Annotated in this window: 13 protein-coding genes; 11 read left to right on the top strand and 2 right to left on the bottom strand. The window is 61.3% G+C overall.

The features are described from left to right. Positions 1-5: 5 nt before the first annotated feature. The 6 genes from ASC90_RS00670 (at position 6) to ASC90_RS00695 (ending at position 6,520) form a co-directional block, all read left to right on the top strand. Positions 6-1,025 carry an aldo/keto reductase gene (locus ASC90_RS00670; protein WP_056535183.1) on the top strand — a complete coding sequence of 340 codons (1,020 nt, stop codon included), beginning with the start codon at positions 6-8 and terminating at the stop codon, positions 1,023-1,025. Between the two features lie 11 nt (positions 1,026-1,036). Further along, positions 1,037-1,483, top strand: coding sequence for an RbsD/FucU domain-containing protein (locus ASC90_RS00675; protein WP_056534274.1), 447 nt, complete (start codon positions 1,037-1,039; stop codon positions 1,481-1,483). A gap of 287 nt (positions 1,484-1,770) precedes the next feature. Next, a complete protein-coding gene (locus ASC90_RS00680; protein WP_056534275.1) occupies positions 1,771-2,757 on the top strand; it encodes an ABC transporter substrate-binding protein in 987 nt (328 codons plus the stop codon). A 123-nt stretch (positions 2,758-2,880) separates the two neighbouring features. Beyond that, positions 2,881-4,431 carry a sugar ABC transporter ATP-binding protein gene (locus ASC90_RS00685; RefSeq protein WP_056534277.1) on the top strand — a complete coding sequence of 517 codons (1,551 nt, stop codon included), beginning with the start codon at positions 2,881-2,883 and terminating at the stop codon, positions 4,429-4,431. A gap of 25 nt (positions 4,432-4,456) precedes the next feature. Next, positions 4,457-5,431 carry an ABC transporter permease gene (locus ASC90_RS00690; protein WP_056534279.1) on the top strand — a complete coding sequence of 325 codons (975 nt, stop codon included), beginning with the start codon at positions 4,457-4,459 and terminating at the stop codon, positions 5,429-5,431. 69 nt (positions 5,432-5,500) lie between these two features. Beyond that, positions 5,501-6,520, top strand: coding sequence for a zinc-binding alcohol dehydrogenase family protein (locus tag ASC90_RS00695; protein WP_056534281.1), 1,020 nt, complete (start codon positions 5,501-5,503; stop codon positions 6,518-6,520). Here ASC90_RS00695 and ASC90_RS00700 read toward each other — a convergent pair. Together ASC90_RS00700 and ASC90_RS00705 are read right to left on the bottom strand one after the other, a co-directional pair. After that, positions 6,517-7,239 carry a copper homeostasis protein CutC gene (locus ASC90_RS00700; RefSeq protein WP_056534283.1) on the bottom strand — a complete coding sequence of 241 codons (723 nt, stop codon included), beginning with the start codon at positions 7,237-7,239 and terminating at the stop codon, positions 6,517-6,519. The two genes, ASC90_RS00695 and ASC90_RS00700, sit on opposite strands and share 4 nt — an antisense overlap. A gap of 30 nt (positions 7,240-7,269) precedes the next feature. Then, positions 7,270-8,460 carry a LysR family transcriptional regulator gene (locus ASC90_RS00705; protein WP_056534284.1) on the bottom strand — a complete coding sequence of 397 codons (1,191 nt, stop codon included), beginning with the start codon at positions 8,458-8,460 and terminating at the stop codon, positions 7,270-7,272. A gap of 419 nt (positions 8,461-8,879) precedes the next feature. On the opposite strand from ASC90_RS00705, the gene ASC90_RS00710 reads away from it, so the two are divergent. The 5 genes from ASC90_RS00710 (at position 8,880) to ASC90_RS00730 (ending at position 13,150) form a co-directional block, all read left to right on the top strand. Next, entirely contained in the window at positions 8,880-9,788 is a 909-nt protein-coding gene (locus ASC90_RS00710) for an ABC transporter substrate-binding protein (RefSeq protein WP_056534285.1), read from the top strand. A gap of 65 nt (positions 9,789-9,853) precedes the next feature. Next, positions 9,854-11,020, top strand: a complete 1,167-nt coding sequence (locus tag ASC90_RS00715) for an ABC transporter permease (RefSeq protein WP_056534286.1) — start codon at positions 9,854-9,856, stop codon at positions 11,018-11,020. Then, on the top strand, positions 11,017-11,961 hold the full coding sequence (locus ASC90_RS00720; RefSeq protein ID WP_056534287.1) for an ABC transporter ATP-binding protein: 945 nt from the start codon (positions 11,017-11,019) through the stop codon (positions 11,959-11,961). The genes ASC90_RS00715 and ASC90_RS00720 overlap by 4 nt, the downstream gene beginning before the upstream one ends. After that, positions 11,958-12,707: an ABC transporter permease gene (locus ASC90_RS00725; RefSeq protein ID WP_056534289.1), complete on the top strand. Its 750-nt coding sequence runs from the start codon at positions 11,958-11,960 to the stop codon at positions 12,705-12,707. The genes ASC90_RS00720 and ASC90_RS00725 overlap by 4 nt, the downstream gene beginning before the upstream one ends. 47 nt (positions 12,708-12,754) lie before the next feature. Then, positions 12,755-13,150: a VOC family protein gene (locus ASC90_RS00730; RefSeq protein WP_056534291.1), complete on the top strand. Its 396-nt coding sequence runs from the start codon at positions 12,755-12,757 to the stop codon at positions 13,148-13,150. Positions 13,151-13,157 lie beyond the last annotated feature (7 nt).

Consider the following 13,157-nt stretch of genomic DNA (forward strand, 5'->3'; position numbering starts at 1 on the left):
GAATGATGAAGACGAGGAGACTCGGCAAGACCGATCTGTCGGTGACCGAAGTGAGCTTCGGCGCCGCAGCTCTCGGCGGCCTCTACCGCGCCTGCCCACGGGAGCAGGCGATGGAAACGCTGGGCGCCGCGTGGGACGCCGGCATTCGCTATTTCGATGTCGCGCCGTGGTACGGGCTTGGTCTTGCAGAGCGCCGGGTTGGCGACTTTCTGCGCGACAAGCCGGACACGGAATGGGTCCTGTCCACCAAAGTTGGCCGGTTGCTGCGCCCTGTGCCAACCGGCACGGTGCCTGATTACAGCTATGTCGAACCGCTCTCCTTCGATGCCGACTACGACTATTCCTATGACGGCATCATGCGCTCGGTCGAATTCAGCTACGCCCGTCTCGGGCTGAACCGCATCGACATCATCTATGTCCACGACATCGGCGGCTATACACACGGGGCAGCGAAAAACGCCGTCTACCTGCGGCAGTTCCTCGACGGTGGCATCAAAGCGCTGGAAGAACTGAAATCCGCTGGTGCGATCAAAGCCTTCGGGCTTGGCGTCAACGAGGTGCCGGTCTGCCTCGATGTCATGCGCAATGGCACTATCGACTGCATTCTCATGGCCGGGCGCTACACGCTGCTCGACCGTTCCGCGGTCGCCGAGTTGCTCCCACTCTGCCGGCGGAAGGGTACATCACTTGTCGTTGGCGGCGTCTTCAATTCGGGCATCCTGGCCACCGGCGCCGTGCCGGGTTCGAATTTCGACTATCTGCCGGCCACCGACGACGTTCTTGCCAAGGTCGCCGGCATGGAGGCGATTGCCAGCAACTACGGCGTACCGCTTGCCGCGCCTGCCTTGCAGTTTCCGCTGCGCGATCCGCTTGTCTCGTCTGTGCTAATCGGCACGGCGAAGGCGTCGAGCCTGCAGCGCAACATGCAACTCTTCGAGCCCCCGTTGTCCGAAACGAGCTTTCCGGAATTCGATAATTTCACGCTCGTGGCGCCGCCGCTGGGCGACGAAGCAGTACGCGTCTGAGGAACTGAAAAATGCTTAAAGGAATTCATCCCGTTCTTAATCCCGACCTGCTTCGCGCCATCGCCAGAATGGGTCACGGGGACGAAATCGTCATTGCCGACGCCAACTTCCCTTCAAGCACGATGGGACCGGACGTGATCCGCGCCGACGGGGTCAGCGCCACCGATATGGCCGAGGCGATCCTGACCCATATGCCGCTCGACACGTTCGTGCCGGAGACGGCCTGGCGCATGGAAGTCGTGGGGAACCCGTCGGCCGTGCCGGACGTATGTGTCGAGTTCCAGACCATTGTCGCGAAACGCGCCGGCGACTTCAAGGTCATGCCGGTCGAACGCTTCGCCTTCTACGAGCGGACACGCAAGGCGGCGTACATCGTCGCAACCACCGAATTTCGCCTTTACGGCAACCTTATTCTGAAGAAAGGCGTCGTCCATCCGCACGAAGTCTTCCGAGGCTGATCCCAAGCACTTCCCAAAATGGAATAAACGTTCCGTATTGACAAATATTCGGAACCAATGTTTCATATCGCAGGTTGGCGCTGCCTTGAAGTCGACTTGGAGACGGAGCTCCAAGAGAGGAAATGCGTGAGGAAAGTGCCGATCAAATCGGAAATCCGGGGTGGACTTGCAATTCGCGGCGGCCTCGGCTAGCGTCCAACCGTAAATGTTTTTTATCGATAAAAATCTCCCGCTAGCGTTCGGCGGGAGATTCCCTGGAGGAGAACGCACCTGAGAGGAGAACATACATGCGCATGAAATCCGTTCTTTCCCGTCGAGCCTTTACGGCTCTTGCGGGCGCTGCCGTGATCGCAACCGCGATGCCGATGCCGTCTTTTGCGGCCGACGTCACGATCCCGATCATCGTCAAGGACACGACATCCTTCTACTGGCAGATCGTTCTTGCCGGCGCCCGCAAGGCCGGCCAGGATCTCGGCGTCAACGTGCCGGAACTCGGCGCGCAGGCCGAAACCGACGTCAACGGACAGATCAGCATTCTTGAAAATGCCGTCGCCGGCAAGCCGGCCGCGATCGTCATCTCGCCGACCGAGTTCAAGGCACTTGGCAAGCCGGTCGATGAAGCTGCAAAGTCCGTGCCGATCATCGGTATCGATTCCGGCGCTGACTCGAAGGCCTTCAAGTCGTTCCTGACGACCGACAACGTCCAGGGCGGCCGCATCGCTGCTGATGGCCTTGCCGCTGCGATCAAGGAAATGACCGGCAAGGAAGAGGGCGATGTCGTCATCATCACCAACACACCCGGCGCCGGCTCGCTCGAGCAGCGCCGCGAGGGCTTCCTCGACCAGGTCAAGACCAAGTATCCGGGCCTGAAGGTTATTGCCGACAAGTATGCTGACGGCCAGGCAACGACGGGTCTCAACATCATGACCGACCTCATCACTGCCAACCCGAACATCGTTGGCGTGTTTGCGTCCAACCTGATCATGGCACAGGGCGTCGGACAGGCGATCGCCGAAAACAAGCTCGGCGACAAGGTCAAGGTCATCGGCTTCGACAGCGATGACAAGACCGTTGGCTTCCTCAAGGATGGCGCCCTTGCCGGCCTCGTCGTGCAGGATCCCTACCGTATGGGCTATGACGGCGTGAAGACTGCACTTGCCGTGTCTAAGGGCGAGAAGGTCGAAGCCAACGTCGACACCGGTGCAAATCTGGTGACGAAGGCCAACATGGCCGATCCGAAGATCGACGCACTTCTGAACCCGAAGATCAAGTAATCTTCTACCGGGGCCGCGCGAGAGAAATCCCGCGCGGCCTTTTCTTCGCCTATGGTATCGTCTGCCCGAGGAAGCGTGGATGACTGGTGGGGAAACAGGAATTCGCGAGGAGGAGAAGACGCCATGAGCCTGGAAGAGATCAGTCATCGCCACGATGACAGCGCGACGCTGAAAGAGGCAAACCGCATTCCGGCGGGGTCACCCATCCTCGAACTCAAGGGACTGCAGAAGAATTACGGCTACGTTCAGGCGCTGAAACCGGCGACGATCACGTTTCTGGCCGGTGAAATTCACGCGATCGTCGGCGAAAACGGCGCCGGCAAATCAACGCTGATCAAGCTTCTTACGGGTGTCATAACCAGGACGGCCGGCGAGATTTTGTGGTGCGGCCACTCCGTTGCATTGGCAACGCCGAACGAGGCGATTGCGCGCGGTATCAACGCGGTCCATCAGGAAGTGGTGCTGTGCCCTCATCTGACCGTCGCCGCCAATATGTTTCTCGGCGATGAGGTCAACAACTTCGGACTGATGCGCAAGAAGCAGATGGTGAAGATGGCCCAGGCCGTCCTCGACGATCTGGGCTTCGGGCTGCCGGCCGCCGCGCTGCTGAGCGAGTTGACGATCGGACAACAGCAACTCGTCGCGACCGCCCGGGCAGCGATGCGCGGCACCCAGTTTCTGATTTTCGACGAGCCGACCGCCTACCTCACGCGACAGGAATCGGCACAGCTCTTCAAGCTGATCCGACGGCTTCAGAGCGAAGGCGTCACCATCGTCTACATCAGCCACCGCATGGAAGAGGTCTTCGAGCTTGCGGACCGCGTGTCCGTGCTTCGTGACGGCACCCATGTCGGCACGCGCCTGATCGGCGAGACCAACGACAACGAGTTGATCGCACTGATGATCAACCGCACCATCGAGCAGATTTACCACAAGGAAGAGATTGCTATCGGCGAGACGATCGTCGATGTCCGCGGGCTTTCCGGCCCCGGCTTCCAGGATGTGTCGCTTTCGGTCAAAGCCGGTCAGATCGTCGGTCTTTACGGCCTGATCGGCGCCGGCCGCAGCGAATTCGCACTCGGGCTTTACGGCCGTGAGAAGACCACGGCAGGCGAAATCCACTGGATGGGAAACAAGGTCAACATCAAGAACGAACGCACGGCAATGGAGCTTGGGATCGCGCTTGCGCCTGAAAGCCGCCGCGACCAGGGGCTATGCCTCAACCTTCCGATCGGCCTGAACATCAACCTGCCTGTCTTCCAGCGACTGAGCAGGGGGCCGGTGATCAGCCTGGGCGAGGAGGCAAAGAATGCCGACCAGCAGATTCGCGACCTCAGCATCAAGACACCGAGCCGGCGCGTGCTGGTTTCAGCCATGTCGGGCGGCAACCAGCAGAAGGTGGTCATCGGGAAATGGCTGAGCCACGGCGCCCGCCTGTTCATCTTCGACGAGCCGACGGTCGGGGTCGATGTCGGCACCAAAGCTGAAATTTACCGGCTCTTCGCCAAGCTTCTGAAATCGGGCGCGGGCATCATCCTGATCTCGTCCTATCTGCCCGAGGTCTATGAACTGGCCGACGAACTGCATGTCTTCCGGAGCGGCAGGCTGGTGGCGAGCCATGACTTCCATGCCGCGCCACACGAACAAGTCCTCAGCGAAGCAATCGGCGTCTGAGCGGAAGAATAAGAGGGAGAGAGAAATGACCGTAACCCCCACAGAGATCGCTGCTCCGAAGCAACGCCGCAAAGTGAACATCCTCTTCGGGCTCACCCTGATCGGGCTGCTGATCGGGCTCTGGGTCGCGCTTGGTCTTGTTACTACCAGCTTCTGGACGCCGCTCAACATCAGCAACCTGTTGCGCCAGGGATCGATGACGGCGATCCTCGCACTCGGCGAGACCTTCGTCATCATCACCGCCGGCATCGATCTTTCGGTCGGCGCCATCGTCGGCTTTGCCGGCGTCATTGTCGCGTGGTTGCTGCAAGCCGGTTTCCCGGTATGGGCCGCTATCCTGCTGACGCTCGCCTTCGGCGTCGCGATCGGCGCCTTTCACGGCTTCGGCATCGTGCATATGGGACTGCCGCCATTCATCATCACGCTCGCGTCCCTGACGGCGTTGCGCGGTTTCGGTCTGCTAATCACCAACGGATCGTCGATCAACATCACTAACGAGGCATTCGCCAACTTCTCGCGCGCCGATTTTCTTGGAATACCAAGTCTGTTCTGGATGGTGATCCTGGTCGCGATCCCCTCGTATATCCTGCTGCATCTCAGCCGCTGGGGGCGCTATCTGTTCGCGGTCGGCTCGAACAGCGAAGCAGCGCGCCTTTCGGGTGTCCGGGTCAGCGCGATCATTTACATGGCCTACATCCTCTCGGCTACCTTCGCCGCCTTCGTCGGCATCCTGCTTGCCTCGCGCATTGCCATCGGCAACGCCACGCAGGCGGACGGCTGGGAACTGCAGGCAATCGCGTCATCGGTCATCGGCGGCACAAGCCTGTTCGGCGCAGTCGGATCGGTCCACGGCCCCCTGATCGGCGCCTTCATTCTGGCGACCATCAACAACGGCGCGAACCTGCTCAACGTCAATTCCTTCTGGCAACGCATCATCACTGGCCTGCTGATCATCGTGATCGTCTACTTCGACCAGTTGCGCCGCCGCCGCAGTTCATAAAGCGAGCGACAGGACAGGAGCCGCCCCCCGGGGAACCGGCATCCTCAATTTGAAGAAGGCAATTCCGTCATGAAAGCAGTCCTCTGCCAAGAGCCGGGCGTCCTCGACCTCGTCGAGCGCCCCTCGCCCGGCGCGCCTGAAGCAGGCTGGGTCCGGCTCGCCGTAAGCCATGTCGGTATCTGCGGCACGGACTACCATATCTTCGAAGGCAAGCATCCGTTCCTCGAATACCCGCGCGTCATGGGTCATGAGATATCGGCAACGCTTCTGGAGGCCGGTGCCGGCGTGGCGCTGGCAGCGGGCACACCGGTCATTGTCAATCCTTACCTTTCGTGCGGCGCCTGCGTTGCCTGCCGACAGGATAAACCGAATTGCTGCACCAACATCAAGGTTCTGGGCGTCCATACCGATGGTGCATTCTGCGAGGAGATCGTGGTCCCGGCAGGCAATCTCTATGTCGCGAAAGGCGTGAGTCTCGAGGCTGCGGCAACCACCGAGTTCCTGGCGATCGGGGCGCACGCCGTTCGCCGTTCGATGGCACCGTCCGGATCGCGCTCGCTCGTCATCGGCGCGGGACCGATCGGACTGGGGGCCGCGATTTTCTCACGGATTGCGGGCCACGAGGTGACATTGCTCGATACCAGCACCGAGCGCCTGCAGATGGCGGCCGAGCGTTTCGGCTTTTCGTCCGGCATCGTTGCGAATGACGGCGCGGCTGATGCGATAAGGGCCAGCACCGACGGCGATGGCTTCGATGTCGTCTTCGACGCCACCGGCTACGGCCCCTCGATTGAAAAGGCGTTCAGCTTTGTCGCCCACGGCGGCGCATTGGTTCTGGTCAGCGTCGTCAAAGATGACATCCGCTTTTCCGATCCCGAGTTTCACAAGCGCGAGATGATGGTGATCGGCAGCCGTAACGCGACGCGTGTCGACTTCGAACACGTCGCGGACTCGATTGCCAGAGGCCTCGTGCCGGTGGAAAAACTCATCACCCACCGCACGACACTTGTCGATGCACCCCACGACCTCGCCCGCTGGGCGCACGAGAAGAGCGGACTGATCAAAGCGGTTATCAAGATTGGCGCCTAGAAGGCGTCGATCGCCTGCCGCATCCGGCGAACGACGTCCGCGTCTGTCATGTTGAATGTCGCTGCTTCGAACCCGAAGGCAACTGCGCGCGGATCGAGGCTTGCAGCGGGCGTACTGCAGGACGCGTGTACTTCGGCCGCGCCAGTGGCGCGGAGGACCTCGGCCACGTTGGCGGGTCGAACCCCGCTACCCGGCATGATCGAAATGCGACCGGCCGCCTTCCTCGAAAGACGTGCGAGGATGTCGAGACCGTCGATCGCTTTCGGAACGCAGCCGGAGGTGAGAATGCGCTCGCAGCCAAGTTCGACCGCCTGCTCCAGCGCGGCGTCCGCGTCCGGCACTAGGTCGAACGCACGGTGCAGGGTCGATCCGAGCCCTGCCGCATGAGACTTCAAACGGTGGATCAAAGGCAGGTCCAGCGTCCCATCCGCCCGGTTTGCTCCAATGACGACCCCGGCGAGACCGAAGGCACGTACGGCGTCGATATCGGCCATCATGGCCGCCTCGTCCGCTGCATCGAACACGAAGGCCCCGGCGTGTGGGCGGATCATTGCATAGACAGGAATGGGAGCAGCGGCGGCGGCCTTCATGAGGCCGGCGACCGGCGTCAGGCCGCCGAGTTCCAGAGCCGCACACAGTTCGATACGGCTCGCGCCACCTTCGATTGCGGCTGCCAGGCCCTGTCGGCTGTCCACGCATACTTCCAGCAAAATCGTCACGCTCGAATCTCCCTCGTCCGCCGATGCTCTTTAAGCGAAGGCGGCCGTTTGCGCGACCGGTTCGGCAACAATTTTAGCGACGGCCGCGATAATCATGGCGCTGGCCTCCGCCGAGGCTTTTCTATGGTTGAAGGCGACGTGGTAGGACAGCGGGATATGTTCGTCGAGTTCGACGATGCGCACCTTGTCCGCTATCGGCATGGCGCTGGCGCGACCAAGGAACGAGACATAGCCGTGGTTGGCGACGAGATCCACGATGACCGGCAAGGAATCGGCGGCCGTTATGTCCTGGTTGCGGAAACGGCGCTTGCTGCGCTCATGACCGAGCGCCATCGCAGCATGGCCAAGCCCAGTTCGGGAGCTTGGTGTGCAGATCGCGTGGCTCTCGACCAGTTCGCCTACCGAGCGCTCGCTACCATGCGGCGGCGCAATTGCCACCATGTCCGTGCGCAGAAGCTCGCGATGCTGGAACCGATCAAGCCCGAAAACAGAATCCAAGATCGCCACGTCAATGCGGCCGGATTTCAACGCCTCCCGCAGGTCATCCGCCGTCATCAACACGAGTGAGATGGTGTTCTTGTTGCGGCTGGCGTTCCACTCCGAAACCAGCGTTCCCATGCAACGGGCGACCCAGCTCTCCGATCCGGTTGGAATGATCGAGCCGATCCTCAACGAGCGTACCGTACGCTGGTAGCGTTCGTCCGCCGAAGACTTCAGATCGTTCCAGGCCTGGCTGATGGTCGAAAAGATGGCATAGGCACGCCGCCCCTCCTCCGTCAGCGACGAACCATGAGCCTGACGCTCGAAGAGCCGCTTGCCAGACATCTTTTCCAGCGTGGCAATCTGCAGCGAGAGTTGCGGCTGGCCGAGCTTCAGCCGCCGGGCGGCGCGGTTGATGCTGCCTTGATCGGATACCTCCAGAAAGCGTTCCATGGTAGCGATCTTGATCGCGAGACGGGAACTCTGACCGCTTCCGATCCAACCGGCCAGTTCCTCCGCCGATCGCACGATCGGGCAAAGACCCTCTCGCACCTTGGCGCTGGCAAGCAGTGTCGAGAGTTCGCCGGAGCTGCGTTCCGTCAGCTTGATTGCCAGCTCGGTTTCGAGGTGGCGCACGGCTGTTGAAACGGTGGAGGCCGCCAGCGATAGCTCGCGGGCTGTCGCGCGTATCGAACCCGATGACAACACATGACTGGCGACGACCAATGAGCCTAGCTGCAAGCGCGTTCTCCGTAACAAGCTGAAAACGGAACGATATGATGTGTTCGTGAAAAAAGATATCCCTGCGATAAAACAGGAGGGCTATCGTCCTTTCCAAGAATAAAACCGGACGCGGCGCAAGAACCGCAAATAGCACCGGATATCCGTGGAAACACGCAAGGGAACAAAAACAAATCGCGGCAGCGATCGAAAACGGAATGCGATTGCGCGCAACTATTTGCATTCGCAGCCATAATCACGCCGCTAGTGCAAAACTGGAGGGGACTGCATCGATTTTTCGAGCGCGCACGCTATTTCCAAAACGCACGTATTTCCTGGGTGACGGCAGCAGCTCTGTCTTCGCTGGCAATTTTATACGTGGGAGGCTCGCCGCCAGAGCTTTCCGCGAGATTTAACGGTGTAAATCAAGGGGACATTCCATGCTGAAGAAAATCGCACTTGCCGTCACGCTCTCTGCCTTTTCGGCAGGCGCGGTTGCGGCCGCCGACGTCGTCGTCTCGTCGAAGATCGATACGGAGGGCACGCTGCTCGGTAACGTCATCGCGCTGGCGCTGAACGCAAACGGCATCAAGACGCAGGATCGGATCGCACTCGGCGCGACGCCCGTCGTGCGCAAGGCGATCACCGCAGGCGAAATCGACATCTACCCCGAATACACGGGCAATGCCGGTTTCTTCTTCAACAAGCCTGACGATGCTGCCTGGAAGAACCTGCAGCAGGGCTATGACATGGCCAAGAAGCTGGACTACGACGCCAACAAGATAGTCTGGTTGACGCCGTCGCCTGCCAACAACACATGGGCGATCGCCGTACGCAACGACGTCGCGGCGCCAAACAGCTTGAAGACGATGTCGGATTTCGGCAAGTGGGTTGCCGGCGGCGGTGCCGCCAAGCTCGTGGCTTCCGCAGAGTTCGTCAATTCAGCAGGTGCGCTGCCCGCCTTCCAGACGACCTACGGCTTCACGCTGAAGCCGGACCAGCAGATCGTGCTGTCCGGCGGTGACACCGCCGCCACCATCAAGGCCGCCGCCGACCAGACGAACGGCGCCAACACCGCCATGGTCTACGGCACTGACGGTGCCATCGAAGCTGCCGAATTGACGGTTCTCGAAGACGACAAGAGCGTGCAGCAGGTCTATGCGCCGACCCCGATCATCCGCGAGGAGGTATTGAAGGCAAATCCCAAGATCGAGGAAGTACTTGCCCCGATCTTCAAGGGCCTGACCGCAGACGACCTGCGCAGGCTGAACGGCAAGATCCAGGTTGACGGCGAGCCGGCAAAGGCCGTTGCCGAAGGCTATCTGAAGGAAAAGGGCTTCCTGAAGTAATCTCGTCGCCCGATGCTCCGCCTCGCAGCGAGGCGGAGCACTTTTTTCCGGACAGGGATGGATTGATGGAAGAAACTTTAGCGGTCCGCAAACTGGACCGGCTCGGCGTGGTTCTGGTTGCCGCCGCTGCAATCGCCACGGCGCTTCTGCCCTTCATCTACGTGAAGGCCAACCGCATTGCGGCCGGCAAACCGCTGCTGCTAACCCACCTCTTGGGCCAGCCTTCAGTCCTCGTCCTGACGCTCCTTCTCGTCGCCACCGCCTTCGCGGTCCTTTACCTGCAGAACCCTTTTACCAGGCTGGTCATTGCAACGCTCTGCTTCGCCGCCCTGCTCGCCGCCATTGGTTTCGTCGCGACGGCCTTCACGCCGGTAAACAGTACTGTAGCCCGCATGACCCCGGGCGCGGGATTCTGGGTTCTGTTTGCCGTCATCGGCCTTGTCGTCTCCGACGCGCTGGTGAAGATCAAACTGACACCGTGGATGCGCATCGCGAGCCTTGCCGCGTATACGGCCCTTTCGGGCCTCTTCCTGTCCTCCGGTCTGCTCGACAGCCTCTCGATCATGAAGGAGTTCGCCACGCGGTCCGATCAATTCTGGACCGAGGCGCTTGCGCACCTGCTGCTTGCATTTGGTTCACTGCTGATCGCCGTCGTCATCGGCCTGCCGCTCGGCATCCTCTGCTTCTGGGTACCGAAGCTGCGCGCTTCCGTGCTGCAGGGCCTGAGCCTGATCCAGACGATTCCGAGCCTTGCCCTCTTCGGTATCCTGATGCTGCCGCTCGGCTACATTGCAACGCATGTCCCTGCCGCCGCCGCTCTCGGCATTCGCGGCATCGGCGCGGCACCGGCGCTGATCGCATTGGTCCTCTATTCGCTGCTGCCGATCGTCGCCAATACCGTCGTCGGCCTGCAGGGCGTCGATCCCTCCGTACGCGACGCCGCGGCCGGCATGGGGCTGACACGCCGGCAAATCCTCACCGGCATCGACCTGCCGCTCGCCTTTCCGGTCATCCTCACCGGCATCCGCATCGTGCTCGTGCAGTCGATCGGGCTGGTGACGGTCGCCGCGCTCATCGGGGGCGGCGGGTTCGGCATCTTCATCTTCCAGGGCCTTGGCCAGACCGCCATGGACCTTGTGCTGCTCGGCGCCGTGCCGACCGTCTTCTTCGCCTTTTCCTCGGCCGTCATCCTCGATGCGGTCATCGACAGCATACGGGGAACCGCAGCATGAGCATGATCGAGATCCGCAACGTCACCAAGCGCTACGGCGCAGCGACCGTCGTCGACGATGTGTCGATGAGCGTCGAAAAAGGTTCGATCACCGCGATCGTCGGCACGTCGGGGTCCGGCAAATCGACCCTGATGCGGATGATCAACCGGCTGGTACCGATCACCGAGGGGCAAATCTTCGTCAACGGTCATGACGTCATGACCGTGCCGGTCACCGATTTGCGGCGCAAGATCGGCTATGCCATCCAGGGCCACGGACTATTCCCGCACCGGACGGTGGCGCAGAACATCGCGACCGTGCCGCAGCTTCTCGGCTGGGAGACGGCGGCGATCGACAACCGCGTCGAGGAACTGCTTGGCCTCTTCAACCTCGACCATGCCACCTTCGCCGGCAAATATCCGCACGAGCTTTCCGGCGGCCAGCAGCAGCGCGTCGGCGTAGCGCGGGCTCTAGCCGCCGAACCGGAATTACTGCTGATGGACGAACCCTTCGGCGCACTCGACCCCGTCATCCGCGGAAAGGCGCAGGACGATCTCCTGGCGATCCAGAAGCAGTTCGGCACCACCGTCCTGCTGGTCACCCACGACATGGACGAGGCCTTTCATCTTGGCAACCAGATCGCGGTGATGAGCGCCGGCAAACTGCTGCAATGCTCGACACCGGAAAAGATCCTGACGGAACCGGCCGACCCCTTCGTGCAGCAATTGACCGGCACTTCCGACCGGGCGCTGAAGCTGATGTCGCTGCTGCCGCTTTCCGGAAGCATGGCCCCCGCAAAGGCTGGCCTCTCCCATGTCTTGCCACAATCGCTCAGCCTTCGCGATGCGCTGGCCGAGATGATCTGGCAGGGCGCCGAGGAGGCGGCCGTCCAGGATGCCGAAAAAGTACCGGTGGGTTCAATCTCGATGACACGACTGCTCGAGTTGGGTCGCAAGGCATGAGACTGATCGTCGCCAACCTGTTTCGCGTTACGGCGCTGATCGTGCTGCTGATCCTGCTGTTCAAGACGGAATGGCTGTCGTTCCTGTTCGTGCCGCTGACAAGCAACGGCGCACCGGCTGTCTATACACAAAACAGCCTGCCGCTGCTGGCCGCCGCCCATCTCTATCTTGTTGCGATCTCGATCGTCGGCAGCGCTATCCTCGCCATCCTCGGCGGCATATTCGTCACCCGGAAAAGCGGCGAGGATTTCCTGCCGCTGTCGCGGGCAATCGCCAATGCCGGCCAGACCTTTCCTCCCGTTGCGGTGCTGGCACTGGCCGTTCCCGCTACCGGTTTCGGCGCCGCGCCGACGCTGATCGCGCTCTTTCTCTACGGGCTGCTACCGATCTTCGAGAACACGGTGGCGGGTCTCCACCAGGTTTCGCCATCGGTGCTCGACGCTGCCGACGGCATGGGCATGGACACGAGGCAGCGGCTGTTCCGCGTGGAACTGCCGCTTGCCATGCCGCTCATACTTGAGGGCCTGAAGGTCGCGACAGTCATCAATATCGGCACTGCGACGATCGGCTCGACGGTTGCAGCCAAGGGGCTCGGCGAGGTGATCATCGCCGGCTTGATCTCCGATAATACCGCCTTCATCCTCCAGGGAGGCCTGATCGTCGGGCTGATGGCGGTGCTGATCTACGATGCAATGGGGCTCGTCGAAAGCGCAATCACGCGAAGAATGGGCTTGCGCCAGGCGTGATGCTGCGGCTACCAAGGCTGCCGTGATATCGGCAATGGGAGGCAGCCTTGGCCAAGATGATCCACTCCATGATCCGCGTTCTCGACGAGGCACGCTCGGTCGAGTTCTACGGCAAGGTGTTCGGGCTAGAGATTGCTGACCGCATCGAATTCGAGACATTCACGCTGATCTATCTTAGCAACCGGGAAACCGGCTTCGAGCTGGAACTGACGGTCAATCAGGGCCGGGTCGAGCCCTATAGTCTCGGCGACGGCCACGGTCACCTTGCCGTCTCGGTGGACGAGGTCGCCGTCGAGCACAAGCGGCTGGCGGAAGCCGGCCTCAACCCCGGCAAGCTCGTCGAGCTCAACCGCGACGGCAAACTGCTGGCGCTGTTTTTCTTCATCAGCGACCCGGACGGCTACAAGATCGAAGTCCTGCAGCGCCACGGCCGCTACCTCTAAGAGCACA

The organism is Rhizobium sp. Root1220 (genome assembly GCF_001426265.1).
Classification (GTDB): domain Bacteria; phylum Pseudomonadota; class Alphaproteobacteria; order Rhizobiales; family Rhizobiaceae; genus Rhizobium.

Coding starts and splice junctions, on each gene's coding strand:
- ASC90_RS00670 (WP_056535183.1), top strand. CDS start 6: ATGAAGACGAGGAGACTCGGCAAGACCGATCTGTCGGTGACCGAAGTG.
- ASC90_RS00675 (WP_056534274.1), top strand. CDS start 1,037: ATGCTTAAAGGAATTCATCCCGTTCTTAATCCCGACCTGCTTCGCGCC.
- ASC90_RS00680 (WP_056534275.1), top strand. CDS start 1,771: ATGCGCATGAAATCCGTTCTTTCCCGTCGAGCCTTTACGGCTCTTGCG.
- ASC90_RS00685 (WP_056534277.1), top strand. CDS start 2,881: ATGAGCCTGGAAGAGATCAGTCATCGCCACGATGACAGCGCGACGCTG.
- ASC90_RS00690 (WP_056534279.1), top strand. CDS start 4,457: ATGACCGTAACCCCCACAGAGATCGCTGCTCCGAAGCAACGCCGCAAA.
- ASC90_RS00695 (WP_056534281.1), top strand. CDS start 5,501: ATGAAAGCAGTCCTCTGCCAAGAGCCGGGCGTCCTCGACCTCGTCGAG.
- ASC90_RS00710 (WP_056534285.1), top strand. CDS start 8,880: ATGCTGAAGAAAATCGCACTTGCCGTCACGCTCTCTGCCTTTTCGGCA.
- ASC90_RS00715 (WP_056534286.1), top strand. CDS start 9,854: ATGGAAGAAACTTTAGCGGTCCGCAAACTGGACCGGCTCGGCGTGGTT.
- ASC90_RS00720 (WP_056534287.1), top strand. CDS start 11,017: ATGAGCATGATCGAGATCCGCAACGTCACCAAGCGCTACGGCGCAGCG.
- ASC90_RS00725 (WP_056534289.1), top strand. CDS start 11,958: ATGAGACTGATCGTCGCCAACCTGTTTCGCGTTACGGCGCTGATCGTG.